This is a genomic window from Enterococcus sp. AZ062 (assembly GCF_051715065.1).
Classification (GTDB): domain Bacteria; phylum Bacillota; class Bacilli; order Lactobacillales; family Enterococcaceae; genus Enterococcus_B; species Enterococcus_B mundtii.
In genome coordinates this window covers 2374559-2400023 of sequence record NZ_JBIOTB010000001.1, presented here as the reverse complement: position 1 = coordinate 2400023, position 25465 = coordinate 2374559, and the positions used below count along the sequence as shown (strand labels likewise).

General features: G+C 40.3%; 25 protein-coding genes, 1 tRNA gene, 1 pseudogene and 1 other annotated feature. Of the genes and pseudogenes, 19 read left to right on the top strand and 8 right to left on the bottom strand.

Translation table 11 applies throughout. The annotated features are described in order from the left end of the window. Window positions 1-4: 4 nt before the first annotated feature. Complete coding sequence (locus IGJ00_RS11345) at window positions 5-724, bottom strand: gamma-glutamyl-gamma-aminobutyrate hydrolase family protein (RefSeq protein ID WP_071867325.1); 720 nt, start codon at window positions 722-724, stop codon at window positions 5-7. 218 nt (window positions 725-942) lie between these two features. Beyond that, window positions 943-990: a sequence feature (sodium ion sensor (DUF1646 type); this cis-regulatory element may regulate processes involved in with the transportation of sodium ions), on the top strand. 109 nt (window positions 991-1099) lie between these two features. Here IGJ00_RS11345 and IGJ00_RS11340 point away from each other — a divergent pair. The 10 genes from IGJ00_RS11340 (at window position 1100) to IGJ00_RS11295 (ending at window position 11336) form a co-directional block, all read left to right on the top strand. After that, the gene (locus IGJ00_RS11340; protein WP_071867326.1) at window positions 1100-1423 is read left to right on the top strand and encodes a hypothetical protein; all 324 of its coding nucleotides are present in this window, start codon (window positions 1100-1102) and stop codon (window positions 1421-1423) included. Further along, window positions 1410-3404: a V-type ATP synthase subunit I gene (locus IGJ00_RS11335; protein WP_086334991.1), complete on the top strand. Its 1995-nt coding sequence runs from the start codon at window positions 1410-1412 to the stop codon at window positions 3402-3404. Before IGJ00_RS11340 ends, IGJ00_RS11335 begins: the two co-directional genes overlap by 14 nt. A 23-nt stretch (window positions 3405-3427) precedes the next feature. Beyond that, window positions 3428-3898: a V-type ATP synthase subunit K gene (locus IGJ00_RS11330; protein ID WP_010734843.1), complete on the top strand. Its 471-nt coding sequence runs from the start codon at window positions 3428-3430 to the stop codon at window positions 3896-3898. Window positions 3899-3914: 16 nt separating this feature from the next. After that, on the top strand, window positions 3915-4499 hold the full coding sequence (locus IGJ00_RS11325) for a V-type ATP synthase subunit E (RefSeq protein WP_066026365.1): 585 nt from the start codon (window positions 3915-3917) through the stop codon (window positions 4497-4499). A gap of 14 nt (window positions 4500-4513) precedes the next feature. Then, on the top strand, window positions 4514-5500 hold the full coding sequence (locus tag IGJ00_RS11320) for a V-type ATPase subunit (protein ID WP_438844441.1): 987 nt from the start codon (window positions 4514-4516) through the stop codon (window positions 5498-5500). Continuing rightward, complete coding sequence (locus tag IGJ00_RS11315; RefSeq protein ID WP_019723168.1) at window positions 5490-5801, top strand: V-type ATP synthase subunit F; 312 nt, start codon at window positions 5490-5492, stop codon at window positions 5799-5801. Before IGJ00_RS11320 ends, IGJ00_RS11315 begins: the two co-directional genes overlap by 11 nt. Window positions 5802-5821: 20 nt before the next feature. Then, window positions 5822-7603, top strand: coding sequence for a V-type ATP synthase subunit A (locus tag IGJ00_RS11310; RefSeq protein ID WP_019723167.1), 1782 nt, complete (start codon window positions 5822-5824; stop codon window positions 7601-7603). Beyond that, window positions 7596-8972, top strand: a complete 1377-nt coding sequence (locus IGJ00_RS11305; RefSeq protein WP_010734848.1) for a V-type ATP synthase subunit B — start codon at window positions 7596-7598, stop codon at window positions 8970-8972. The genes IGJ00_RS11310 and IGJ00_RS11305 overlap by 8 nt, the downstream gene beginning before the upstream one ends. 7 nt (window positions 8973-8979) lie before the next feature. Further along, on the top strand, window positions 8980-9615 hold the full coding sequence (locus tag IGJ00_RS11300; protein ID WP_065095690.1) for a V-type ATP synthase subunit D: 636 nt from the start codon (window positions 8980-8982) through the stop codon (window positions 9613-9615). A 374-nt stretch (window positions 9616-9989) separates the two neighbouring features. Then, window positions 9990-11336, top strand: coding sequence for a TrkH family potassium uptake protein (locus tag IGJ00_RS11295; RefSeq protein WP_019723165.1), 1347 nt, complete (start codon window positions 9990-9992; stop codon window positions 11334-11336). Between the two features lie 83 nt (window positions 11337-11419). On the opposite strand, the gene gloA is transcribed toward IGJ00_RS11295, so the two are convergent. Continuing rightward, window positions 11420-11794 carry a lactoylglutathione lyase gene (gene gloA, locus IGJ00_RS11290; protein WP_010734851.1) on the bottom strand — a complete coding sequence of 125 codons (375 nt, stop codon included), beginning with the start codon at window positions 11792-11794 and terminating at the stop codon, window positions 11420-11422. A 133-nt stretch (window positions 11795-11927) separates the two neighbouring features. Between gloA and IGJ00_RS11285 the strand changes: the two genes are divergently transcribed. Then, window positions 11928-12371 (top strand): NUDIX hydrolase, encoded by a 444-nt coding sequence (locus tag IGJ00_RS11285; RefSeq protein ID WP_019723164.1) that lies wholly within the window; start codon window positions 11928-11930, stop codon window positions 12369-12371. A gap of 70 nt (window positions 12372-12441) precedes the next feature. On the opposite strand, the gene yidA is transcribed toward IGJ00_RS11285, so the two are convergent. From yidA to IGJ00_RS11260, 5 genes and pseudogenes are all read right to left on the bottom strand, one after another. Then, the gene (gene yidA, locus IGJ00_RS11280; RefSeq protein ID WP_010734853.1) at window positions 12442-13251 is read right to left on the bottom strand and encodes a sugar-phosphatase; all 810 of its coding nucleotides are present in this window, start codon (window positions 13249-13251) and stop codon (window positions 12442-12444) included. 14 nt (window positions 13252-13265) lie between these two features. Further along, the gene (locus tag IGJ00_RS11275; protein WP_065095691.1) at window positions 13266-14636 is read right to left on the bottom strand and encodes an HD domain-containing protein; all 1371 of its coding nucleotides are present in this window, start codon (window positions 14634-14636) and stop codon (window positions 13266-13268) included. Window positions 14637-14821: 185 nt separating this feature from the next. After that, window positions 14822-16021: an RNA-guided endonuclease InsQ/TnpB family protein gene (locus tag IGJ00_RS11270; protein WP_438844580.1), complete on the bottom strand. Its 1200-nt coding sequence runs from the start codon at window positions 16019-16021 to the stop codon at window positions 14822-14824. Further along, window positions 15957-16119: pseudogene (locus IGJ00_RS11265) on the bottom strand (IS607 family transposase); the annotation flags it as partial. The pseudogene IGJ00_RS11265 and the gene IGJ00_RS11270, both read right to left, overlap by 65 nt. Window positions 16120-16483: 364 nt before the next feature. Then, on the bottom strand, window positions 16484-17296 hold the full coding sequence (locus IGJ00_RS11260) for a lipoate--protein ligase family protein (RefSeq protein WP_086334984.1): 813 nt from the start codon (window positions 17294-17296) through the stop codon (window positions 16484-16486). Between the two features lie 207 nt (window positions 17297-17503). Here IGJ00_RS11260 and IGJ00_RS11255 point away from each other — a divergent pair, with 207 nt between their 5' ends. From IGJ00_RS11255 to IGJ00_RS11240, 4 genes are all read left to right on the top strand, one after another. Continuing rightward, window positions 17504-17935, top strand: a complete 432-nt coding sequence (locus tag IGJ00_RS11255; RefSeq protein ID WP_071866725.1) for a DUF1934 domain-containing protein — start codon at window positions 17504-17506, stop codon at window positions 17933-17935. Between the two features lie 75 nt (window positions 17936-18010). Further along, window positions 18011-18625 carry a DNA-directed RNA polymerase subunit delta gene (rpoE, locus tag IGJ00_RS11250; protein WP_071866726.1) on the top strand — a complete coding sequence of 205 codons (615 nt, stop codon included), beginning with the start codon at window positions 18011-18013 and terminating at the stop codon, window positions 18623-18625. 283 nt (window positions 18626-18908) lie between these two features. Continuing rightward, on the top strand, window positions 18909-19307 hold the full coding sequence (locus IGJ00_RS11245; RefSeq protein ID WP_081367424.1) for a hypothetical protein: 399 nt from the start codon (window positions 18909-18911) through the stop codon (window positions 19305-19307). A gap of 304 nt (window positions 19308-19611) precedes the next feature. Then, window positions 19612-20241 carry a hypothetical protein gene (locus IGJ00_RS11240; protein ID WP_438844440.1) on the top strand — a complete coding sequence of 210 codons (630 nt, stop codon included), beginning with the start codon at window positions 19612-19614 and terminating at the stop codon, window positions 20239-20241. A gap of 108 nt (window positions 20242-20349) precedes the next feature. Here IGJ00_RS11240 and IGJ00_RS11235 read toward each other — a convergent pair. Further along, a tRNA-Arg gene (locus IGJ00_RS11235) sits at window positions 20350-20421 on the bottom strand. 59 nt (window positions 20422-20480) lie between these two features. Here IGJ00_RS11235 and rpoN point away from each other — a divergent pair. From rpoN to IGJ00_RS11215, 4 genes are all read left to right on the top strand, one after another. Continuing rightward, window positions 20481-21809: an RNA polymerase factor sigma-54 gene (gene rpoN, locus IGJ00_RS11230; RefSeq protein WP_142433277.1), complete on the top strand. Its 1329-nt coding sequence runs from the start codon at window positions 20481-20483 to the stop codon at window positions 21807-21809. Window positions 21810-21961: 152 nt separating this feature from the next. Beyond that, window positions 21962-23053, top strand: coding sequence for a sugar-binding transcriptional regulator (locus tag IGJ00_RS11225; protein ID WP_438844439.1), 1092 nt, complete (start codon window positions 21962-21964; stop codon window positions 23051-23053). Window positions 23054-23093: 40 nt separating this feature from the next. Beyond that, window positions 23094-24095, top strand: a complete 1002-nt coding sequence (gene gap / locus IGJ00_RS11220) for a type I glyceraldehyde-3-phosphate dehydrogenase (RefSeq protein WP_010734862.1) — start codon at window positions 23094-23096, stop codon at window positions 24093-24095. Between the two features lie 105 nt (window positions 24096-24200). Further along, window positions 24201-25391 (top strand): phosphoglycerate kinase, encoded by a 1191-nt coding sequence (locus tag IGJ00_RS11215; RefSeq protein WP_086334982.1) that lies wholly within the window; start codon window positions 24201-24203, stop codon window positions 25389-25391. Window positions 25392-25465 lie beyond the last annotated feature (74 nt).

Below are 25465 nucleotides of genomic sequence, written 5' to 3'. Positions count from 1 at the left end.
ACGATCATAACGATTGTACAAAATAATCAAATAATTTTTGATCGAGTGGATTTTTTTGATGAATAAGCTCAGGATGCCATTGAACACCAAGTATTCGTTGGTCGGATCCTCTACTTTCAACAGCTTCCACCAATCCATCAGGAGAATACGCTGTCGCTTTTAGTGTTGGAGCAAGATCTCTGATTGCTTGGTGATGATAAGAATTCACAAAATAAGAAGTAGGTAATATTTCGTGGAGTCTACTATCTGGTTCGACTGTGATTTCATGCGTAGCAAATTGCGGTGGGGTTGGTTGTTGTTCATGTTTGACTGACCAATTTGGATATAACGTAAGGTCTTGGTAGAGATTCCCACCTAACGTTACATTCAATAATTGCATCCCACGACACACAGCTAAGATCGGTTTGTTTTGCTTCAATGCTTCATGGATCAACGCCTGTTCAAACAAATCTCGATCGAGGTTTGTTTCTGTCAATTTAGGGTGAGGCGCTTCGTTGTAGAGCGAAGGACTGACATCCTGACCACCAGCAAGGAGTAGCTTATCGACGAGCTGAATGTAGTCACGAGCGCTTTCTGTGGAAGAAATAGGGAAAAGCAAAGGCAAGCCCCCTGCTTGCTGTACCGCATTAACAAAACCTTGCGGGGTGTAAGTGACTTGATTTCCTTGAAATGTTTCTGTAGCCCGCAGTAATTGATTGGCCGCGATACCAATTTTTTGATGCATACGATTTCCTCCATTCATTAACTACTTCTATTTTAGCAATAGTTTAAAAAAAATTAAAATATTTGTTTTGGAAAACGTACGTAATTATATAATAGGTAGAATGTTTATCTAAAGTTGCTCATTTACTGTCAGTTGTGAACTTTCTGAAAGGAAAAAGGGATCTGTTAGTTGAAATTTTACCTGAATTTGTTATACTTGTAAGTAAGAAATATATAAATGGTTGGGCGCAAGCTTCAAGGATCTAGTTCTTCAAGGGGTGAGAAGAACATTTTTTTGAAAGTGCCTAAATTATCTGAAGTTATTTTTAGAGGGACATACTTTCAATGAAAAAAGAAAGGATGTCCCTCTTTTTTTTAGAGAAAGGGAGTGGGGAATGTGCTAGAAGCCTTAGAAAAAATCAAACAAGCTGAAAAAGAAAATGAACAAGCGATGAAAAAGCTTCAGCAAGAGTTAAAAGATTATAAAGAAGCAAAAGATGTCGAATTGGATCAACTTCGTGCAAGTCAAAAACAACATTTGGAACAGTTGTTTGAAGAAAAAAAACGAGCGGAACAGCAAAAAGCGATTGCTGAAAAAAATAAATTGAACGAAGACGCTAGACGATTGCAATCTATTGTACAAGAACAATATGAGAAGCAACGTCAGCAAGCGGTTGACGCGATCATTGAAAGGGTGAAAGAAACCTATGGCCGTCACTAAGATGGAAAAAGTGACTCTCATTTCCGATAAACAAAATCAGGATGCCTTATTACAAGCAATCCAAGGTATTCAAAATGTAGAGATTCGCGATCTTTTTCAAGAAACGACAAATAATCAATGGGTGGATACTTATTTTCCTAAAGCAGCGATTTTCGAAAAAGAACCGATCGTCAATGCGCTTACTAGTCGGATCATGCAAACAAGAGAAGCTGTTCAATTCATTGATCATCATGGGGACAAGCAACAAAAGAAACAACACCTCAAACGAAGAGAAGTGACCTTGCAGGAACTAGAAGCAAATTATTCGGAAGAAGATTTTACGAAGCGTTTAACTGAAATATTAGGGTTAAAGAAACAATGGGAAACATTGGCAGAACAACGAGAACAACTGTCAGAGCAGGAAGACTGGTTGACACATTGGGCAAATCTGGATGTTATACCGCAAAGCTTTCGTAGTCACCAAACAACAGTTGAGATGGGAACGATCAGTGTTGCTAATGCGACAGAATTTCGAGAAGCATTAGCAAAAGTACCAGAGGTCTACGTGGAAGAAGTCAGCGAAACAGATCACTTCGTTTACTTGACTTACGTGGTGCTCAAAACTTCAGCATCTATTGTCGATGAGATTGCTACTCGTTATGGTTTTGTCAAAGAAGCATATCCTTATAAGCAAACGCCAAAAGAACAGCTACAGGAAATCAAGCAAGAGTTGCAAGCTTGTTGCGAAGCACAAAAACAATTAGCGATCAAAATCGGTCGTTGTAGCAGTTACATCCAAGAATTGGAATGGGCAGAAGAAATCCTCTTGGCAATGGCAGAACGAGAAGCAGTGAAGGATCGATTTGTCATGGCGCCTTACCTGATCGTTGTCCAAGGCTGGGTCGGCGAGGACGAAAAGCAAGAATTGATCCAGCAGGTAGAAAATACGTTGTCTGCTGATGAAGTCTTTCTTAGCTTTGAAGCGCCCACCGAAGAAGAGATCGATCAAGAAGTACCAACGAAATTGAAGAACCATCCAATAGTGGCACCTTTTGAAATGCTGACGGAAATGTATAGTTTACCTAAGTATCATGAAATTGATCCGACACCATGGATGACGCCATTTTATCTTGTCTTTTTCGGGATGATGGTGGCTGATATTGGTTATGGTTTACTCATGCTTATAGGCGCAATCATTGCGCAAAAATTGTTGGTATTACCTCGAGGGATGCAGCGATTTGCTAAGTTTTTCGAAATCTTAGCGATTCCGTCGATCATCTGGGGATTTATTTATAGTTCCTTCTTTGGACAAGCGTTACCGACCGAAGTATTAGGTATCCACTTACCCTTCCCGTTGTTGTCTACAACAGATGATGTCAATACGATTTTAGTCTTGTCTGTCATTTTTGGGCTTATCCAAATCTTAGTCGGATTGTTTCTTGCAGCAAAAGAGCATATCAAGCGCAAAGATTACGTGGATGCGATCAATGATGGATTTGCCTGGCAAGGGATTTTAGTGGGAGTCGTCCTTTTATTACTTGGTAGTATGATCGTCAAGAACCCGATTTTTGTTTACCTAGGTGCAGGATTAGCGATTTTATCAGCGCTATGTATTTTGGTCATTCCGATTTTCCAATCTTCATCCAAAGCCAAAGGTGCTGCAAAAGGAGCCTATAATTTGTATGGTTTGACTGGTTATATCGGTGATCTAGTGAGTTACACACGATTGATGGCTTTGGGGATCTCTGGTGGGAGTATCGGCGCTGCCTTCAATATGTTGGTTGCTTTCATGCCGCCAGCCGCGCGCTTTAGTGTCGGGATCTTATTGATCATCGCTTTACATGCGTTGAATATGTTCTTGACCTTGCTTAGTGCCTACGTGCATGGCGCGAGATTGCAATATGTCGAATTTTTCGGCAAGTTTTATACCGGAGGCGGACGGGCCTTCGATCCACTGAAAACAGCGGAAAAATATGTCAATATCAATCATAAGAAAAAGTAAAAAAATTGGAGGAATTTTAAAAAATGATGGATTACTTAATTGCTCAAAATGGTGGAATGGTGTTTGCGGTATTAGCGATGGCGACAGCCACGATCTTTTCAGGGATCGGATCAGCGAAAGGTGTGGGGATGACTGGTGAAGCCGCAGCTGCATTGACAACAAGTCAACCGGAAAAATTCGGACAAGCGTTGATTTTACAATTACTTCCCGGAACACAGGGACTTTATGGCTTCGTAATCGCCTTCTTGATCTTTATCAATTTAAATGCAGATATGTCGGTCGTCCAAGGGCTGAATTTTTTAGGCGCATCTTTACCGATTGCCTTTACAGGATTGTTTTCTGGGATTGCTCAGGGGAAAGTATCTGCTGCAGGTATCCAGATCTTAGCGAAAAAACCAGAACACGCAACTAAAGGAATTATCTTTGCCGCAATGGTTGAAACTTACGCAATCTTAGGCTTCGTTATTTCTTTCTTATTAGTATTGAATGCTTAAACAAGGAGGAAAAACAATGAACGCCATTGATAATATCATTCGTCAAATGAATGAAACAGCTGAAGCAGAACGAGCGGCGTTTGAAAAAGCAGAACGTGAAAAAATCGATCAGCAGTTCAAAATCGAGCGTGCGCGTTTAGAAGCAGACGATGAAAAGCAAAAATCTAAAGAACTTGAAGAAATCGAAAAGAGTTACCGTCAATTAAGAAATCGCCAACAGGTGGAAGTGCGTCAAGCAACACTCAATGAAAAACAAGAATTTTTACATCGTTTGTTTGCTGAAGCACGCCAAGAATTAGAAAGTTGGCCGGCAGAAGATCAACTTTCATTGATGTTCAATATGGTGCAGAATTTATCCTTATCTGGTGATGTTACTTTATTAGCCGGAGAAAAATCTGCTGCCATTTTAACCAATGAAGTAGTGACAAAGTGGAATCAACAGTTGCCCTTCACCTTGCATCTAAGTGACCGAAGGATTGCCAAAGAAGCAGGATTTTTGATTGATGACCAAGGCGTACAATACAACTTTGTCTATAGTGATCTAGTACAAGAAGTGCAAGAACAAATGCGCTTTGAAATTGCGAAACAACTATTCGAGTAAGGAGGGATCGGTGAATGGATTATCATGAATTAAATCCTTTGATTCGTGGAAGAGAATTAGAACTTTTATCAAAAGAAGACTTTGATCGCATGATCCAGACGAAATCATTGGACGCATTAGGCGAAATGTTAAAAACAACGATTTACCATCCTTATATCTACGAAGGGTTTGAACGGGACTTTGAGGAAAATCTGTTGGCTGAATCGGGCAAACTGTTTACCTGGTTGAAAGAGTCGGCGCCAGAACCTGAAGTCGTTTGGGTCTATACGATGCGTTATACGTTCCATAATTTAAAAGTCCTGACAAAAGCTGAGATGACGGGTAAAAATCTGGATCATCTATATCGTAACGATGGGTTTTATTCTTGTGAAACGTTAAAGCAAGCAATCCATACACAAGCCTCTACAGAATTGCCTTCGCAGTTGATGGATAGTATTCGTGAAGTCCATGAATACTGCGAAGAATCCTCTGTGTTACAAGGAATCGATGTTATCTATGATCGCTATTTCTTGACAGAGCAACGTCGTCTTGGAGAGAAACTTGGGTATCCGGAATTACTGGAAGAAATCATTGCGTTTATTGATTTGACTAATATCACGACGATGGCACGCGGTATCTTGCAACAACGATCCAGCGGATTTATGACCGCAGTACTTTCAAGTTCTGGCAGTATCCCGAAAGAAACGTTTTTGAGTTTCGTCAAAAGCGAGTTGGATACCTATTTGAACTTTCTGCAAACAACAGATTATCGTCAATTGATCGAACCTGCAATCCATGAAGGAGAACTAGATTTTGTTCGATTAGAACAAATCAAAGACGATTACTTATCTTCGCTGTATGAAGCCGCACAAACGCAGGCTTTTGGCCCGTTGCCTTTACTTGCTTTCTTGAATGCAAAAGAAATTGAGAGTAAAAATCTTCGGTTATTAGTGATCGGTAAGAAAAATCACTTTGATAATGAAACGATCAGAGAAAGGGTGAGACAAGTCTATGACGCATAAAATCGGTGTCGTTGGCGACAAAGATTCTGTTTTACCATTTAAATTATTTGGGTTTGATGTGCACTATGCGACAGAGCCACAAGAAGTGAGGCGCGCAATCGAACAAATGGCAAAAAGCGCCTATGGAGTGATCTATGTCACAGAACAATCGGCGGCGATGACACCTGAGACGATAGAACGTTACAAAGAATCGATGACGCCAGCAATTGTCCTAATCCCTAGCCATCAAGGAACGATGGGGATCGGCGTAGCAGAGATCCAAAAGAGTGTGGAAAAAGCAGTTGGACAAAATATCTTATAGAATGTAAAGGAGATAGTGCATTGCAAATTGGAAAAATCATAAAAGTCTCCGGCCCTCTCGTGATGGCAAAAAATATGTCAGATGCAAGTATCCAAGATATGTGCTTAGTGGGAGAGCTAGGAGTCATCGGCGAAATCATTGAGATGCGCGGAGATGTCGCATCGATACAAGTATACGAAGAAACTTCAGGGATCGGCCCTGGTGAACCCGTTCGTTCAACAGGTGAAGCGTTGTCTGTTGAGTTGGCGCCTGGGATCATTTCACAAATGTTTGATGGGATCCAACGGCCATTGGATACGTTCATGGCGATCACGCAAAGCAACTTTTTAAGTCGTGGTGTCCAATTACCAGCGTTAGACCATGAAAAAAAATGGTGGTTTGAAGCAACTGCTGAAGTCGGGCAAGAAGTCAGTACCGGAGATGTTCTAGGTGTGGTGGATGAAACAAAGATCATCCAACACAAAATCATGGTACCTCATGGCGTCAAAGGAAAAATCAAAAAAATCGAAGCGGGATCATTTACAATCGATGAAGTGGTTTGTGTCATTGAAACAGAAGACGGTTTGCGAGAATTGACGATGTTGCAAAAATGGCCTGTTAGACGGAGTCGTCCGATCAAAGCAAAATTGAATCCGGACGCGCCAATGATCACGGGGCAACGTGTTATCGATACCTTTTTCCCAGTGACAAAAGGCGGAGCTGCCGCTGTTCCTGGTCCTTTTGGTGCCGGAAAAACAGTTGTTCAGCATCAAATCGCTAAATGGGCGGATGTCGACATGGTCGTTTATGTTGGTTGTGGTGAACGTGGTAATGAGATGACGGACGTACTGAATGAGTTTCCAGAATTGATCGATCCTAATACAGGTGAATCATTGATGGAACGTACCGTATTGATTGCCAATACATCAAATATGCCAGTAGCTGCACGGGAAGCATCGATCTATACAGGGATCACTATTGCGGAATATTTCCGTGATATGGGGTATGATGTGGCGATCATGGCAGATTCCACTTCTCGTTGGGCAGAGGCTTTGCGAGAAATGAGTGGACGTTTAGAAGAAATGCCTGGTGATGAAGGCTATCCTGCATATTTAGGTTCTCGTTTAGCAGAATACTATGAACGCTCTGGACGTGTCATTGCTTTAGGTAGTGAAGAACGTGAAGGAAGCATTACAGCGATCAGTGCGGTCTCACCATCTGGTGGAGATGTTTCTGAACCAGTGACGCAAAATACGTTGCGCGTCGTGAAAGTATTCTGGGGATTAGATTCCAGTCTGGCGCAGAAGCGTCATTTTCCATCCATCAATTGGATTCAAAGCTATTCTCTTTATTCGTCAGAAGTGGGACGTTATATGGATCAGATCCTACAAGCGAATTGGGCAGAGATGGTGGCAGAAGGAATGCGTATCTTGCAACAAGAAGAGCAATTGAATGAAATCGTGCGTCTTGTTGGTGTCGACTCACTTTCAGATAATGATCGCTTGACGCTTGAAGTAGCAAAATCCATTCGTGAAGATTACTTACAACAAAATGCGTTTGATGACGTGGATACATTTACTTCTAGAGAAAAGCAATTCAAGATGTTGAAATTGATCCTATCTTTTGGTGAAGAAGCACGTCAGGCGATTTCATTAGGTGCTTATCTCAGTGAGATCATGAAAGGAACTGTGGGATTGAGAGAACGAATCGGTCGTAGTAAATTCGTGCCAGAAACAGAATTAGAGAAATTAGATGAAATCCAAGCGAATATCAAACCAACGATCCAAGCAATTGTTTCAGAAGGAGGAATGACCGATGATTAAAGAATATCGAACAATTGGAGAAGTGGTCGGACCTTTGATGGCGGTCGAGAAAGTCGCTGGGGTGAAATATGAAGAGTTGATTGAAGTTCGTATGCAAAATGGCGAGATTCGTCGTGGACAAGTGCTTGAAGTACAAGAAGACAAAGCGATGGTCCAAATTTTTGAAGGAACTAGTGGGATCAATCTGAGAGATTCAACGGTCCGCTTTTTAGGGCATCCATTAGAGTTAGGGGTTTCTGAAGACATGATCGGTCGTGTATTTGACGGGTTAGGTCGTCCAAAAGACAATGGGCCAGAAATCCTGCCAGAAAAATACTTGGACATCAATGGAGAAGTCATCAACCCGGTGGCTCGTGATTATCCTGATGAGTTTATCCAAACAGGTATCTCAGCAATCGATCACCTGAACACTTTGGTCAGAGGACAAAAATTGCCGGTATTTTCCGGCTCTGGTTTGCCACACAAAGAATTAGCTGCTCAAATTGCGAGACAAGCGACGGTATTAGACTCTTCTGATGATTTTGCAGTTGTTTTTGCTGCCATTGGAATCACCTTTGAAGAAGCAGAATTCTTTATGGAAGACTTCCGCCAGACGGGAGCAATCGATCGTTCGGTGATGTTCATGAACTTAGCAAATGACCCAGCCATTGAACGGATCGCAACGCCTCGCATGGCATTGACTGCGGCTGAATATCTCGCCTATGAAAAAGGGATGCACGTGTTAGTCATCATGACAGATATGACCAACTACGCCGAAGCATTACGCGAAATCTCTGCTGCCCGTCGTGAAGTGCCTGGTCGTCGTGGCTATCCAGGGTATCTTTATACGAACTTAGCAACTTTATATGAACGAGCTGGTCGAATCCGTGGGTTGAAGGGTTCTGTGACACAGATCCCGATCTTGACTATGCCAGAAGACGATAAGACCCATCCTATCCCTGATTTGACCGGCTATATCACAGAAGGACAAATCATTTTGACGAGGGAATTGTACAAGAGCGGCATCCAACCACCGATCGATGTCTTGCCTTCACTTTCACGTTTGAAAGATAAAGGGACAGGTGAAGGGAAAACTAGAAAAGATCATGCAGCAACGATGAACCAATTGTTTGCGGCGTATGCTCAAGGCAAACAAGCCAAAGAATTAGCTGTTGTCTTAGGGGAGTCGGCGTTGTCAGATGTGGATAAAATCTATGCTAAGTTTGCGGAACGTTTTGAAAAAGAATATGTCAATCAAGGATTTTATACCAACCGCTCGATCACTGAAACGCTGGATCTAGGATGGGAACTTTTAGCCATGCTTCCACGAACGGAATTAAAACGGATCAAAGACGATCTGCTTGACCAGTACCTGCCAGAAGGGGAGTGAGTGTCTGATGGTTCGATTAAATGTTAATCCGACACGAATGGAATTGACACGACTCAAAAAACAATTGACGACTGCAACAAGAGGACACAAACTGTTGAAGGATAAACAGGATGAATTGATGCGTCAATTCATTTTGCTTATCCGTAAGAACAATGAGTTGCGCCAAATAGTGGAAAAAGAAATGACAGCGGCTATGAGTGATTTTGTCCTTGCGAAAGCTTCATTGCCGGAAGCCTTCATTGATGAATTGTTTGTTCTACCAGCTGAAAATGTCGAGTTAGCTGTTATCGAAAAAAACATCATGAGCGTTAAAGTACCAATCATGAATTTTGAATATGACGAACAGCTAGGCGAAGCACCAGTGGATTATGGCTATTTGAATTCCAATGCAGAATTAGACCGTTCGATCGATCGTTTTACCTCATTTCTTCCTAAGCTCCTTGAGTTGACAGAGATCGAGAAAACCTGTCAACTGATGGCGGGTGAGATCGAAAAAACACGTCGTAGAGTGAATGCGTTAGAGTACATGACGATCCCACAACTAGAAGAAACGATCTACTATATCAAGATGAAGTTAGAAGAAAATGAACGTGCGGAAGTTACTCGCTTGATCAAAGTGAAAAATATGGGAAACAATGATTAGCTAGGTTGTCCAAGTGAATTAGTAAAGTTATTCGTTCATCCGAGCTACAGTTCTAAGCTCCGAAGAATAAGCCGTAAATGTCGAAAAATATTTTTAACTATTTTCGGACGTCTATGGCTTATTATCAGGAGTTTTTTCTTTTTTTAGATACCATTTGAGCGTTCCTATTGTTTGTTCGAAAGCAGGTGTATCAAACGAACAGGTATAAGGGAGAAAAAAGACTCAAATTCTTTGCTGGAAGAAGAAAAAGAGGGTAAGATAAGGGATGAAAAGAGAGCGAGCGTTTGGCGGACTTACTTTTACATCCGTGAGAGCAATAGCTACTTCATTTGTTCGTTGCGAAGGTAGCTAACGGTCTTAGAGGAGTGATTCGAATGAAACAGAGGATAACAAAACAACTGTCACCAGTTCAATTGATTGCTGTTGGCTTTTTTCTTTTGATCTTAGTTGGTGGCAGTTTACTTACTTTGCCTTTCTTTAGTAAAAGCGGCGAACCGACGAATTATATTGATGCATTATTTACTGCAACTTCAGCCGTCTGTGTCACTGGTTTGACTACATTGAACACTGCGGCGCATTGGAATGAAGCCGGTCAGTTTCTGATCATGGTTTTGATCGAGATCGGTGGTTTAGGTTTTATGATGATCCCCATTATTTTCTTTGCAGTAGCGAAGAAAAAAGTCAGCTTTAGTATGCGGATCTTACTAAAAGAAGCATTGAATCTTGAAATCATGTCAGGTGTTATGAGTTTGATGCTCTATATCTTGAAATTCGCAATGGTCATCCAAGGGCTGGGAGCACTTGCCTTGAGTTTTACATTTGTGCCGACTTACGGATGGACAAAAGGGATTTGGTACAGCATCTTCCATGCTGTATCAAGTTTTTGTAATGCTGGGTTTGATTTGTTAGGGGATAGCTTAGCAAATGATCAGCCAAACATCTATCTCTTAATGGTGGTCTCTGCGCTGATCATTGCTGGTGGTTTAGGTTTCATTGTTTGGCGGGATCTACTTAGTTATCATAAAGTAAAGAAAATCACTCTCCACTCAAAAATTGCATTGATTGTCACTGGTGGCTTATTGGTGGGCGGTTTTATCGTCTTTTTCTTTACCGAACAAAATGCGATCCATCTAGTTGAAGGAACTTATCTTGAACGTTTAGCAAATACGTTCTTCATGAGTGTCACACCAAGAACAGCTGGTTACTACTCCATCGACTATTTACAAATGAGTCATGCCGGCTTGATGTTGACAATGATCTTGATGTATATCGGTGGAACATCCGGTTCAACAGCTGGTGGGTTAAAGACCACTACTTTGGGCATCCTATTGATTCAAATGCATGCGACATTTAATGGGAAAACCAGAGCTGAAGCTTTCGGACGAACTATTCGCCCAGCAGCAGTACTTCGCGCACTGACATTGTTTTTCGTTACATTGTCTTTATGTATGTTGGCGATCATGGTCTTGTCTGTGACTGAGACGATCCCAGAAACTTCAGGCATCGAATATATTGCTTTTGAAGTGTTCTCAGCTTTTGGAACAGTTGGGTTGACAATGGGGTTGACGCCAGATTTGACAGAAGTCGGGAAACTGATCATCATGTCATTGATGTATATCGGACGTGTAGGGATTTTAACCGTCTTTTTCTCTATTCTTGTAAAAGGAAATCAAGTAGGGACGAAGTACAAATATCCAGAAGAGAGCGTATTGATCGGTTAGCAGTAAGTGGGTTTAAAAACAGAAAAAACAGGGGAAGTATACACGGTGGTGTGTACTTCCTCTGTTTTTTAGTGTTGCGCTAGTTATTTTGTACGAATGACTTCGATTTTGTAACCATCAGGATCAACAACGAAGTAATAAGACGGAGCTGTTCCTGGCAGTCCTTTCAAGTCAGTCACGTTGAAGCCTGCTGCTTGATGTTTTTCATGAAGTGCTTCTAAGTCTTCAACTGAAATAGCGATATGACCGTAGCCGTTTCCTAAATCATAGCCTTCATGATCATAGTTGTAAGTCAACTCTAATTCGTAATCATCTCCTGGTAAAGTCAAGTAAACCAGCGTGAACTTGTTTTCTGGAAAATCGCGACGACGACTTTCTTCAAAGCCGAATGCTGTTTGATAGAATTTTAAAGAAGCGTCAAGATCTTTAACGCGGACGCAAGTGTGAGCCATTTTCATAAGTATATCTTCCTTTCTTTTTTACCTTTTCTACATTATCATATCAAAAATTTCAAGTACGCTATGGGTTTGTGCTTGTTTATGAGAAAACTCTCATGTAGAATAGAAAGAAAAAGATGAAGGGACAATACCTATGGAAAACCCAATGTTTGGCGAAAAAGACGAGTCTGCAAATTACCAAGACCGTTACGCAGCGTATATCATTGTCGAAACACATGGGAAAATCGCAATGATCGAAGCGCCAAATGGTGCATTTTTTTTGCCAGGCGGTGAAAAAGAGGGACAGGAAACAAATGAAGAAGCGATTTCTCGTGAATTACTGGAGGAAATGGGGATCAGCGCAGAGATTGCTTGTTATCTAGGGGAAGCAGCGGAATATTTTTACTCAAACCATCGAAAAACTTACTTCCACAATCCTGGCTATTTTTATGTAGCAAAGAGTTGGCAAAAGGTAGGGGAACCAACCGAAAAAGACCAATCGATCTGGTGGGTCACTCCTGAAACTGCCTTAGAAAAATTAAAACGAGGAAGTCATCGTTGGGCAGTGGAAAAATGGTTAGCGATGAAGCAAAATTGAACAAAAAAACAGCTCATAAGAAAGAGCCGATACTTCGGTCTTTAAAATGAGCTGTTTTTATTCATTACTTTTATAAGACATATTTTTTGATTGCTTCGGCCACACCGTGTTCATCGTTGGTTGCAGTGACCACATTAGCCGCTTCTTTTATCAACGGAACGGCATTTCCCATCGCCACGCCTAATCCAGCGTATTCGATCATCGACAAATCATTTTCGTTGTCACCGATTGCCATGATTTCCTCTTGTTTGATTCCTAGATGTTGGGCTAAGTTAGCAACAGCAGCGCCTTTACTAGCTTCTTTGTTCAAGATTTCAAAGTAGAAAGGTGAACTCTTGACAGTCGTATATTTTTCGCGGAAAGTTTGTGGTAAACGAGCGATGGCAGCATCTAGGATCGCTGGTTCATCGATCATCATCATCTTCACGATACTCATATCAGGTGTCATTTCATCAGCTGTCCGATATTTCAATGGCATGTTGACTAAAAAAGCTTCATGGACAGTATAGGGACTGATATCACGATTCGTTGTATAGATCGTTTGATCATCGATCGAATGCAAATGACTCCCCACACGTCTGGCCATGACTTCGATCTCCAAGAAATCTTCATAAGTCAAGCCATGACGAGCAATGATCTTGCCGGATTTTGTTTGCTGGACTAACGCACCGTTATAAGTGATCACATAATCGTTGTCTTGGTATAATCCCAATTCATTCAATTGGTTTTTGACACCTGGAAGCGGACGACCTGTACATAGTACGATTGCCACATTTTTTTCCACAGCGCTTGCAATTGCTTCTTTTACTTCTTGTGTGATTTCTCTTTTTTCGTTTAAAAGGGTGCCATCGATATCGATAGCGACTAATTTGATAGACATAACATTCTCCTTAGTTAGTTTATTTCTTCAATCAATGCGCCATTATGGATATGACGCGCAAATTCTTGGTAGGTTTCATCAAAAAGATCATAGTGATTACGCAAGGTAGGATCGACCATTTCTTTCGGAAAGAAGAAGCGTTCATCTCCTTGTTCTTGCCCTGCGAGTGCAGCAACTAATTGACTGACCTCTGATAATTCTACCAAAGTTCCGTCATTTCGCAAGATTTCAATTTGTGTGCGATGTCTGCCTTCTTCTGGACGGTAAAAATCATAAGGCAGGTCATAGCTTGAATTGATGGCTGTATAATAGTTTGGATTGTAGCCCACTTTTTCGACCAAAGAGGTCAATTCAGCAATCAGTGGCGACTGACGATCCCCGGAAAACATCGCTGATTTCAATGGTTTACGATTTAAGAAGCGTTTGGCTAAGTCACTAAGGATTGGATCAGATGAATCCGTCCATTGACTGAAACACGTATTCAAGACGCCATCATCCAGCTTTAAGTACTCATCTAAACTAAATGTGCCATCTAAAAATGGCAACAGTAACTGTGAATGACGTGCAAAACTATCATCATCTTGGTGATAAAGTTCATGGGCACGATGCAGCAGATGCTCCAAGACGACTTCCATTCCCCGAGAAACTGGATGAAAGTATACTTGAACATACATCTGATAGCGACTGACGATATAATCCTCTACTGCGTGCATCCCATTCATGGAAAAGGCGATTCCACCTTGATAGGGGCGAATCACACGCAAAATCCTTGTCAGATCGAACGTTCCATATTCTGTACCTGTAAAGTAGGCATCACGTAAAAGGTAATCCATACGATCGGCATCGATTTGGCTAGAGATCATTTGGACGACTTGTGGATTTGGATACGTTTTTTGGATCACACTAGCCACTTTCTCAGGAAAACCTTCTTCGACACGATTCAAAATCTGATAGACTTCCGTTTCTGGCGAAGTAATGATCTCTACAGTGATTGCTTCATGATTGGTCTGGAAAATATGTTCAAAGGTATGTGAATAAGGCCCATGGCCAATATCATGGAGTAAGGCGGCACATAAAGTCACGAGACGTTCCCGATCATCCCAACCAGAAGGGCCGATTTTTTCAATGGAGAAATTTCTTGAAAAAATGTCACAGATGCGTCGGGAGATTTCGTATACACCAAGTGAATGGGTGAAACGGCTATGTTCTGCGCCATGGAAAGTAAATGACGAAGTACCGAGTTGTTTGATCCGCCGTAATCGCTGGACTTCTTTCGAATTGATCAAGTCTAAAATCACTTGATGTTGCACGTGGATGTAGTTATGCACCGGATCTCTAAAGACTTTTTCCATTGGTAACAGTTTGTATTTATAAGGTGTTGTCATAAGCCAGCTGCTACTCAAAATATAGACAAAAATATCTATATCGAGATTTCTCTACCACTTCACGTAGTTAGAATTACTGTTTCATCGAATGCCGCCTCGTCACTTCCACACTACTACGGTTTGTCTCGTTCTCTACAGTCGTTGATTCCCGACTAAGCCATCGGTACATATACAAAGTTGCGTGCTTATGCAATTACTTTGTATTCCTTCACATCTTTCAAATTCATACTCGCGTTATAATCCCTATCTGCTACATATCCACAGTTCTCACAGCGATAGGTACGCTCAGATAGCTTTAAATCCACTTTCTTATGCCCACAATCATGACATCGTTTCGAGCTAGGATAGAATCGATCGACTAGTCTTAACTCAATATGATAGACTTTACATTTATCTGCTAATTTTTTACGAAAAGCATAGAAAGATTGCTCTCTCACAGCTTTTGAAAGATGCCGGTTTTTCATCATCCCCTTGACATTCAAATCTTCAATTGTGATATAAGCTGGTTTGGTTTTTACTAGCTCTGACACAATTTTATTCACTCTGTCCCTACGGATATCTGTCAACCGTTTATGAAGTTTTTGTACTTTCAAGACTTGTTTTTCAATATTTTTGCGAGTAGCTTCTCCTCTCTTTGATTGTTTTTCGTTGACACGCTTTTTTTCGCTTTCGTATTTCCTCGACAGCTTGCGTTGTTGTCGTTTTATTTGTTTTTCGATTTTACGAATTTTTCCTGATTTATTGATATTTTTATAGGTTTTCCCCGTGGAAAGAATCGCAAAATCTTTTAATCCTAAGTCGATACCCATGCCTTCGGTAGGAGTATCGTTCAGTACTTGAGCGGTACAGTCCTGTTCCACGATGACCGACAGGTAGTACCGGTTTGCTTGTTGGCTGATCGTGCCACTCTTTATGCTATGTTTGTCATCGTGTTTAGGAATATAGCCTTTTTCTTTCAGTTTTACCCAATTCAAAGAGGGAACTTTTATCCGATGACGCTCACAACGGATGATTGTCTTTTTATCGTTCTTCACGAAATACATCGATACATCTTGGAGATTCTTTTTTTTAAATTTAGGAAAATTAGCTTTTCCTTGAAAAAACTTTCTAAAGGCTTTTTCTGTCTCCATAATCGCGTGTTTCGTTGACTTCGCATAAACAGCTTTGATCCACAGCTTGTCTGGATGGTTCGGAATGTAGTCGTTATTCAACCACTTTGAAAAATCCATACCTGAGACAAATTTCCCACCTGATTTATAGACTTCTTGGTTGTGGTAAATATAAAAGTTCTTTACAAAACGAGCAACACCAATGGTTCGATTAATGATTTCTTTTTGTTCTTCTGTTGGAAGAATTTCTGTTTTGTACGCCACTAACAACTTCATCACCTTCAATCTCATCTTTATACTTACGTAGTTCCATAAATACGGAAACTAAAAACGTGAATGATTGAAATTAAATCTTCAACTAATTCCTGTTGTGGCTATAAATCTAGGTTATTCCATAAAATAATCGTTGGAGTGAACTTTGAGCATGATTTCTTAAAAACTCCACTTGATTGTTCAAGTCATCTTTTTGTCCGACACTAGACAATTGAGCGTAAGCAATGTTCTTTTTGCCACTTGTTTTATCGCCTTTGATGTAAGTTAAATTATACTATCTTCGAATTTTTGGTGTCCGATGTACTTTGAACGTGCCATCGTTAGCCAACGTTGTAGCGTTCGCACAGAAAAACCTAATCTTTTTGCTATATTCTTTAGGTTCATCGGGATTTCTCATCTCATGGAAACCATTGCACGTATAACTACTTTTATATATATTTGTGTGTAAAAATCACTGATGTTTAGTTAGTCCTTTAGTGCATTTCGTTGAGTCATACGTTCAATTTGTCCGTGCCATTCATTTGGAGAAACATTCGCTTCTTGCCAAATGTCAGACCCCATAGAAATACTTGTTGGATAAGATGTAGTGAACGCTTGGATAAATGAATCTTTTACTTGAGCAACGGTCAACGGTGTATCGAATAACTTTTCTAGTGTCGCCATGCTTGTGGGTGTCACCGCAGGATAGCCGTTTGTACCGAATTGTTCTTTCAATGCTTGTTGATAAAATTGCCGCATCAGTTCGCCTCGTTTTTCTTGATCCCCGTTCACGCTCAGATACATCATCACAGAGATTCCATTTTTGATCCGACGTTGGGCGATTCCGGCAAATTTTTTGCCATTGATACTGAGATCGTAGGTACCAGGACAATAAGAATCTTTGATTTCATAGGCTTCTATTTTGTCTGCATAAACAGGAAAAGCCTGACGTGTCAGAGCGAGCATCTTTTCATATCCTTGATCGATCGAGATTTTGTTCTCATCTTCTTGTGGGAAGATCAACGAGATATTCAAAATCCCTTGGTCTGAAACGATCCCAAGCCCACCGGCATTGCGAATCACCGGTGCAAATCCCGCATCTTGGATGACTTTGATCCCTTCAGATAAAAAAGGGGTTCGGGTATCCTTCATACCGAGGATGATCGTCTGTTCATATTGCCAAAAATGTAGAAAAGTTTGTTGATTTTTTTTGGCATACTCTGTTAAAATATCCGTTAAAGCAAACGGAGAAAAATCATTTGTTTGGTAGACTTCTTGATCCAAAATGATGGACGTCATGCACTCAACTCCTATTTAAATCTGCTTGAGCAGTGATTGTCACAACCTCAACTCATTCTAATATACAGGAGTATCACTCCTTCTTTCTTCATTATACTCCAAAATAAGAAAGAAGAGATGAAAAAAGTTATCTGTTCTCTATACCTGTCAGTTGACAAATCAGTGGAAAGTGGGAACAATGTAGCTATGAGAAAAGGAGAATGTCAAATGGAACGATCTGGATTACCGATTTCGATACAATTACGTACAAAAGTGAAACAACAAGGAGAGCAACAAGATTTTTATTTTGATCTGAAAGGACAGATGGTCAAAATTGGCGATACCTTATACATACGCTATAAAGAGATCCAAGAAGGACAAGAAGAAATTCCTGTCACAATCAAGATCATGCCAGATGGTCACGTGCAATTGATCCGTGCTGGTGAAATGCGTATGCGTCTAAAATTTGCCTATCGGGAGCGTCTAGAAACCCATTACCGCACGCCTTATGGAATGATCCAAGTCGACACATTCACAAAAGAACTACATGTTAGTCTAAAAGATCGTCCAACGGCTGGCAAAGTCATGATCGATTACGATTTGTTCATGGGTGTCGAAAAAATAGGCGAATATGAGATGGTCTTAGATTTTACTGCATAAATAGCAAAGAAACGTTTGATTTTTTACCTGTGATTTTGTATGATAAGGAGTAGACTGTGAAAGGACGTGTCCTGATTGGAAATTAGTGTATTTGAAGGTGCAAACAAAAACGAATTATCAATGATCGAAGTCGCACACGCGATCTTAGAGCAGCGTGGTGATGTGATGGACTTTTCTGATTTAGCAAATGAGATTCAAACATATCTTGGCAAATCAGATAGTGACATTCGTGATTCACTCGCACAATTTTATACTGACTTAAATATCGACGGTAGCTTTATTTCATTAGGCGACAATCGTTGGGGCTTGCGTTCATGGTATGCCATCGATTCGATCGATGAAGAAGTCAACCATGGAATCGACGAAGAAGACGAGGATACACCACGTCGTCGTAAACGCAAAAAAGTCAATGCCTTTATCAATGATGACGAAGATGCCATCGATTATAACGATGATGACCCAGAAGATACTGATCTGTCTGACGAAGACGATGATGATCTTTTTGAAGATGAAGATGACGATGATGAAGAAATCGCTGCATACAATTCAGACTTACAAGAAATTGGTGCAGATACTGGAGACGACGAAGAAGAAATCCCAGGAAACATCGAAGAAGATCTAAGCATTATCGAAGACGATGACGAAGAAGAAGACGAAGAATTTGAAGACGAAGATTTCCCAGAAGAATAAGTAAGAGAAATCACATAGAACTGCAAGTTACTTGTAAAAGTAGCCTTGCAGTTTTTTTTGTCTTCGAACAAAAGAAAAAAGTTCTAGAGAGTAAGGCAGAACGTCAACTAGAAAACCAAAAGTGTTTCTCCTTAAGGACGAAGGCATATTTTTGTGGCTTATAGAAATGCTTCAGAGAAAAGCATTAGGGATGTCAGCGAATCTTTTTTCATTTGTTCTAAAAAAGAGTATGATGAAAGTGAAACTGAGACATGACAATCAAATATAAAAGGAGACGATCGATATGTTAGATGATCAATTAAAATGTCCCAATTGTCAGACCAAATTCTATTATAATGAAGTACGTCACATTGTGAAGCATCGAGAAAAAGAAATGCCGATCCGCTGTCCTGAATGCAATGAAGTAGTCGAACGGAAACTCTCTCATGGCTATTTCGTGTCATACAAAGAAACAGATTTTTCAAAGTTGGATCAGGAAGTGGAGGAAACACCGAAGCAATACAAGAGCTTGAAAACCGGTGCGGTGATCAGTGCAGATGAATACCGGGAAATGATTGAACGTCATGATTTATCTTTAAACGGACCAATGAGTTCGGAATTGATGGGCGGTATGAACTATTTTATTGAAAATGAAGCATTGAATAACGAAGAAAGTTACGAAGATTATGTTCCTTATGATTGATAAAAAAATGAAAAAGAATGGGACTTGAGTCCTCTTACACCACCTAAAATCGAATAAACGGCGGAAACAGAAGTAAACTCTTCGAAAAATAAGACGCCATCCACCAAAATTTGAAAAATAATTTTCGTGGATGGCGCCTTAATTTTTGAGGCTAAACACTACTGTAGTGACTTCTTGAGGAAACAGGTTATAGAATCAAGTTTGAAAATAAAAAACGGTTGTTTTTTATAAAAACTCTTTGCTTCATTGGCTATTTCCGATTATGATTATAGACAGAAGAATAACAAATAAATAGGAGTAATCAATGAAAAAGTCAATACGAATAAAAGTAATCGGTTTTCTTGTGATTTTATTTGGGGTGTTTCTCTTAGTCCATTCATCACCAAAAGAGCAAACCTCTTTAAATCTTTCAACGAAAAATGAAGAAAATACATATCGCACCATGTCCAGTAAGTTGGACTTTCAGCAACTGCTTCGTGTCATTTCGAGAGAATATCAACTAACCGAAGAAGAAGCTAAAAAACAGCTCGGCTATACTGAGCAAATGGTGCAAGGCGCAATACATAATGGGGCAATCTACCGTATCTTTTCTCAAAACATAACAGTCAATAGAGTATACCAACCAACTTTATTGCTATACTGTGAAACGAGTGAAAGTGGAAATTTCCGAGCAATCAAGTCGATTTTATCCGTTCAGTTGAAATCCGCTGATCAAGGATTGGAAAAACATTTTACAGGGGATGTATTTGCTTATTTAGAGGACCCTAACCGAATATTTTATCTCATCAATGGTGATTTTTATGATCAAAAAACAGCCACTTTAAGAAACGGTTTAACGCTTCGTCAAGGGGATAGTGTGACAGAGCGCTATAATCATGGACCTTTAACGAATCATTTCTACTATAGTTACATTGAAGATCGGTTTACTTTTTAAAATTCCATGAAAAAATCAAAAAAAGCAGTTTTCCTAGATAGGAAAACCGCTTTTTTTCTTAGAAATTTGAAAGCAAAATCTTCACAAATATGCTAAGATAACAATAGACGCGTCCTGAGGGAATCGAACCCCCGTCTCAAGAACCGGAATCTTACGTGATATCCACTACACTAAGGACGCAAGCACTGCAACAATTGTATCGAAATCAAAAATAAATTACAAGGGGAATGGACAAAAAAATGAAATTTGAACAAAATTTTTCACAAAAACAACAACAAACACAAAAACTTGCCATGACACAACAGCTCCAACAGTCCATCCAAGTCTTGCAGTATAACAGCGAAGAGCTACTGGCTTTTGTTGAAAATCAGGCGTTGGAAAACCCCTTAGTAGAAGTGATCGAACCGGATTGGCAACCCGATTACCAAAAACGTAATGCCAGTTATGAGGGAGAAGAGACGAGCTACTTGAATCAAATTCCTGATACAACAGGCTCACTTTTTGAATCATTGATCGAACAAGTCCATTTGAATTACCGAGATACTTTCTTACGTAAATTGATTTTATATTTGATCGAATATATCGACCTGAATGGTTTTTTGACTATTTCTTTAGAAGACGCCATCCAACAAACGAATGCGACGCCGATCCAAATGCTTGACGCATTGACACTGATCCAGCAGTTAGAGCCAGCAGGTGTAGGGGCGCGAAGTTTACAAGAATGTTTGATGTTACAAACTGAAAGAGACGACTATGCGCCCGAATTGGCTTACATCGTCTTGGAAGAATGGTTTGATCAATTAGTCGAACGCAAATGGAAAGAGATCGCCCAACATTTTGCGATTCCATTAAGCGACGTACAACGAATCTTTGATTATATCCAAACCCTTAGCCCAAGTCCTGGACGAGTCTTTGACAATAGTAGCGGTTTGTATATCATCCCCGATGTCAAAGTTGTCGTAACAGGTGAAGAAGTCCAAGTCATCTCAAATCGAGGCAACCAGCCGAATGTACGTTTTCAAGAAGCTTATTTTCAACAGATGCAAAAAAAAGCAGATAAAGAGACTCAAGCCTATTTGAAAGAACGAAAACAAGAATTTGAATGGCTGCAAAAAACGATTTTGCAACGTGGTGATACGATCATGCGCGTGGCGCAAATCATTGTTTCTCGGCAAAAAGAATTCTTTACAAATGTCGCACGACCGATCCGCCCATTGACCTTAAAAGAAGTCGCAGAAGAAATCGACGTCCACGAATCAACGGTCAGTCGAGCAGTCAATGGCAAGTATCTTGAAACCGATTTTGGTGTCTTCGAATTGAAAAAGTTCTTTACGACGAGACTCCAACCTACAAATGCAGAGAGTACTGAAGATCTATCAGCAGATACCGCAAAGAAAAAAGTCCAAGAACTAGTAGATGCGGAAGATAAAAGCAAACCATTATCTGATCAAAAATTAGTAGAACTACTGAAAAATGACAAAATTTCGATTTCTCGACGAACAGTTGCCAAATATCGTGACTTGTTAGGAATCCCTAGTTCATCGAAAAGAAAACGGTATGATAAATAATTGAATGGAAGACTGGAAGAATCTTAAACATTTTTCTAGTCTTTTTTTGTTGATAAATACGGACAAAACTGTTAGACTATGTCATGTGAGGTTGAGATTTTCCTAGTAGAAAACGTGCAAGTTGGAAAGTCCGATTTATTTTTTTAGATCACATGGGTCGTTTTGAGTCTACATTGGACGAAAAATGTCCAACTAAGGAGATCGCTATGTTAGATGAATTGAAACTGATTGAAGCTGTTGCGCCAGACATCATGGATGTTTTGCAAGAACGCTATAAGATTTTGCGCAATATTTACTGGATGCAGCCAATTGGTCGTCGTAGTTTATCGGAAAGCATGGGTATGACCGAACGTGTCTTACGAACAGAAACGGATCTGCTCAAACAACTTGAACTGATCAACGCCTCTAAAAGTGGTATGACGCTGACGAAAAAAGGAGAGGAAGTCTATCAAAGCCTCGAAGGCTTTATGGACCAACTTTTAGGAATGCATCAGATTGAAATGAAACTATCTGAGTATTTTGGAAACCAGCGCTGTATCGTTGTTTCTGGAAACAGTGAACAACAACCAAAAGTAGCAGATGCTTTTGGCGAAACCTTAGACGAATCACTGAATCTACTACTTCCGGAAGGCGATAATATCATCGCAGTCATGGGAGGAACGACAATGGCGATCGTTGCAGAGCAACTGACTAGCTTAGAAAATAGCAAGCGCCATAACTTGTTTGTTCCTGCGCGAGGTGGGATCGGCGAGGCGATTACTGTACAAGCGAACTCAGTCAGTGCTAGAATGGCTACAAAGGCAAATGGAAAACACCGAGCATTATATGTGCCGGAACAATTAAGCTTGGCTACTTACAATTCATTACTCAATGAGCCGTCTATACAAGAAGTTTTAAACTTGATAAGTCAGGCGAATTGTGTTATTCATAGTATTGGACGGGCGTTGCATATGGCAGCGCGACGAAAGATGAATGAAGAAGAATTGCTGATGTTGAAACAAGCCAATGCCGTTGCGGAATCTTTTGGCTATTTCTTCAATGAAAAAGGAGAAGTCGTTTATAAAGTCCCACGAATCGGCATCGAATTAAAAGACTTAGCTAAGGTCCCGATCATCCTTGCAGTTGCAGGGGGGAAAGCCAAAGCCAAAGCAATTCGAGCGTATATGAATAATGCACCAAAACAAACGTGGCTCATCACAGATGAAGCCGCTGCTAATGAGATTTTAAAAGGGGTATCCCTTTAAAATAAATATTTTTTTGATTTTCATAAGGAGGAAATCTTAAATGACAGTTAAAGTAGGTATTAATGGTTTTGGACGTATTGGACGTCTAGCGTTCCGTCGTATCCAAGATGTAGATGGAATCGAAGTAGTAGCAATCAACGATTTGACAGATGCTAAAATGTTGGCACACTTGTTAAAATACGATACAACTCAAGGACGTTTCAACGGAACAGTTGAAGTTCACGAAGGTTCATTCAACGTAAACGGAAAAGAAGTTAAAGTATTAGCTAACCGTAACCCTGAAGAATTACCTTGGGGCGAACTAGGCGTAGACATCGTTCTAGAATGTACTGGTTTCTTCACTTCAAAATCAGCTGCTGAAAAACATTTAACAGCTGGTGCTAAACGTGTTGTTATCTCAGCTCCTGGTGGAGACGATGTACCAACAATCGTTTACAACACAAACCATGAAACATTAACTGGTAAAGAAACAGTTATCTCTGGTGCTTCATGTACAACTAACTGTTTAGCTCCTATGGCTAAAACATTGAACGACAAATTTGGTGTTGTTGAAGGATTAATGACAACTATCCACGCTTACACAGGTGACCAAATGACTCTTGACGGACCTCATCCTAAAGGTGACTTCCGCCGTGCACGCGCTGCTGCTGCAAACATCGTTCCTAACTCAACAGGTGCTGCTAAAGCAATCGGTTTAGTAATCCCTGAATTGAACGGTAAATTAGACGGAGCTGCTCAACGTGTACCAATCGCAACTGGTTCATTAACAGAATTAGTTACAGTTCTTGATAAAAACGTAACAGTTGATGAAGTAAATGCTGCAATGGAAGAAGCAGCTAACGAATCTTACGGTTACAACACAGACGAAATCGTTTCTTCAGATATCGTTGGTATGACTTACGGTTCATTATTTGATGCTACTCAAACAAAAGTAATGACTGTTGGCGACAAACAATTAGTTAAAACTGTTGCTTGGTACGACAACGAAATGTCATACACTGCACAATTAGTACGTACTTTAGAATACTTCGCTAACTTATAAGATAAATCGTACAAGTGTAACCTATATCCATGTACACTTAAAAGCGGGGAAGCAATCGCGCTTCTCCGCTTTTTTTGATAAGATGTTTATTTAGGAGGAAATCAAATGGCTAAGAAAACAGTCAAAGATATTGATTTAAAAGATAAAAAAGTCCTTGTCCGTGTTGACTTCAACGTTCCTTTGAAAGACGGCGTCATCACTGATGATACACGTATCAAAGCTGCGTTACCAACAATCAATTATGTGTTGGAGCAAGGCGGAAAAGCGATTCTTTTCTCTCACCTTGGACGTGTGAAAACAGAAGAAGACAAAGAAGGAAAATCTTTGGCACCAGTTGCAAAACGTTTAGGCGAATTGCTAGGTAAAGAAGTAACTTTCGTTCCTGAAACTCGTGGCTCAGAATTAGAAACAGCAATTGCTGACATGAAAGACGGAGACGTAGTTGTTTTTGAAAACACTCGTTTTGAAGACATCGACGGCAAAAAAGAAAGCAAAAATGATACTGAATTAGGTAAATACTGGGCTTCTTTAGGTGATGTATTTGTCAATGATGCGTTTGGTACAGCTCACCGTGCGCATGCTTCAAACGTAGGGATTGCTTCAACAGGTATCCCAACAGTTGCTGGATTCTTGATGGATAAAGAAATCAAGTTCATCGGCGAAGCTGTTGAAGAACCTAAACGTCCGATGATCGCGATCTTAGGTGGAGCGAAAGTTTCAGATAAAATCGGTGTCATCGAAAACTTGATTCCTAAAGCAGACAAAATCTTGATCGGCGGCGGAATGACTTATACATTCTACGAAGCAAAAGGCATCAAGATCGGTAACTCTTTAGTTGAAGCAGATAAAGTAGCTTTAGCAAAAGAATTGATCGAAAAAGCAGGCGACAAATTAGTTTTACCAATCGACAACGTTTGTGCCCCTGAATTTTCAAATGATGTAGAAACACAAGTCATCGAAGGAGATATTCCTGAAGGCTTGATGGCATTAGACATCGGTCCTGCTTCAGTTAAATTATTTGCTGATACATTACAAGGTGCAAAAACAGTTGTATGGAACGGACCAATGGGTGTATTCGAAATGAGTAACTTCGCTAAAGGTACGATCGGTGTTTGTGAAGCAATCGCTAACCTTGAAGATGCTACAACGATCATCGGTGGCGGTGACTCTGCAGCTGCTGCGGAACAATTAGGTTTTGCAGACAAATTCACTCACATCTCAACAGGTGGCGGTGCAAGCTTAGAGTTGCTTGAAGGGAAAGAATTACCTGGACTAGCTGCAATCAACGACAAATAAGCATAAAATCAACGAATAAATAAAATGGTGAGAGGACCATCTACAGATTGCTCAAATCTGTAGTCCTCTTACAT

Coding starts and splice junctions, on each gene's coding strand:
- IGJ00_RS11270 (WP_438844580.1), bottom strand. CDS start 16,021: ATGAAGTTGTTAGTGGCGTACAAAACAGAAATTCTTCCAACAGAAGAA.
- IGJ00_RS11215 (WP_086334982.1), top strand. CDS start 24,201: ATGGCTAAGAAAACAGTCAAAGATATTGATTTAAAAGATAAAAAAGTC.
- IGJ00_RS11295 (WP_019723165.1), top strand. CDS start 9,990: ATGAAACAGAGGATAACAAAACAACTGTCACCAGTTCAATTGATTGCT.
- gloA (WP_010734851.1), bottom strand. CDS start 11,794: ATGAAAATGGCTCACACTTGCGTCCGCGTTAAAGATCTTGACGCTTCT.
- yidA (WP_010734853.1), bottom strand. CDS start 13,251: ATGTCTATCAAATTAGTCGCTATCGATATCGATGGCACCCTTTTAAAC.
- IGJ00_RS11305 (WP_010734848.1), top strand. CDS start 7,596: ATGATTAAAGAATATCGAACAATTGGAGAAGTGGTCGGACCTTTGATG.
- IGJ00_RS11275 (WP_065095691.1), bottom strand. CDS start 14,636: ATGACAACACCTTATAAATACAAACTGTTACCAATGGAAAAAGTCTTT.
- IGJ00_RS11325 (WP_066026365.1), top strand. CDS start 3,915: ATGAACGCCATTGATAATATCATTCGTCAAATGAATGAAACAGCTGAA.
- IGJ00_RS11345 (WP_071867325.1), bottom strand. CDS start 724: ATGCATCAAAAAATTGGTATCGCGGCCAATCAATTACTGCGGGCTACA.
- IGJ00_RS11240 (WP_438844440.1), top strand. CDS start 19,612: ATGAAAAAGTCAATACGAATAAAAGTAATCGGTTTTCTTGTGATTTTA.
- IGJ00_RS11260 (WP_086334984.1), bottom strand. CDS start 17,296: ATGACGTCCATCATTTTGGATCAAGAAGTCTACCAAACAAATGATTTT.
- IGJ00_RS11300 (WP_065095690.1), top strand. CDS start 8,980: ATGGTTCGATTAAATGTTAATCCGACACGAATGGAATTGACACGACTC.
- IGJ00_RS11255 (WP_071866725.1), top strand. CDS start 17,504: ATGGAACGATCTGGATTACCGATTTCGATACAATTACGTACAAAAGTG.
- IGJ00_RS11330 (WP_010734843.1), top strand. CDS start 3,428: ATGATGGATTACTTAATTGCTCAAAATGGTGGAATGGTGTTTGCGGTA.
- IGJ00_RS11225 (WP_438844439.1), top strand. CDS start 21,962: ATGGGTCGTTTTGAGTCTACATTGGACGAAAAATGTCCAACTAAGGAG.
- IGJ00_RS11285 (WP_019723164.1), top strand. CDS start 11,928: ATGGAAAACCCAATGTTTGGCGAAAAAGACGAGTCTGCAAATTACCAA.
- rpoN (WP_142433277.1), top strand. CDS start 20,481: ATGAAATTTGAACAAAATTTTTCACAAAAACAACAACAAACACAAAAA.
- gap (WP_010734862.1), top strand. CDS start 23,094: ATGACAGTTAAAGTAGGTATTAATGGTTTTGGACGTATTGGACGTCTA.
- IGJ00_RS11320 (WP_438844441.1), top strand. CDS start 4,514: ATGGATTATCATGAATTAAATCCTTTGATTCGTGGAAGAGAATTAGAA.
- IGJ00_RS11245 (WP_081367424.1), top strand. CDS start 18,909: ATGTTAGATGATCAATTAAAATGTCCCAATTGTCAGACCAAATTCTAT.
- IGJ00_RS11315 (WP_019723168.1), top strand. CDS start 5,490: ATGACGCATAAAATCGGTGTCGTTGGCGACAAAGATTCTGTTTTACCA.
- IGJ00_RS11335 (WP_086334991.1), top strand. CDS start 1,410: ATGGCCGTCACTAAGATGGAAAAAGTGACTCTCATTTCCGATAAACAA.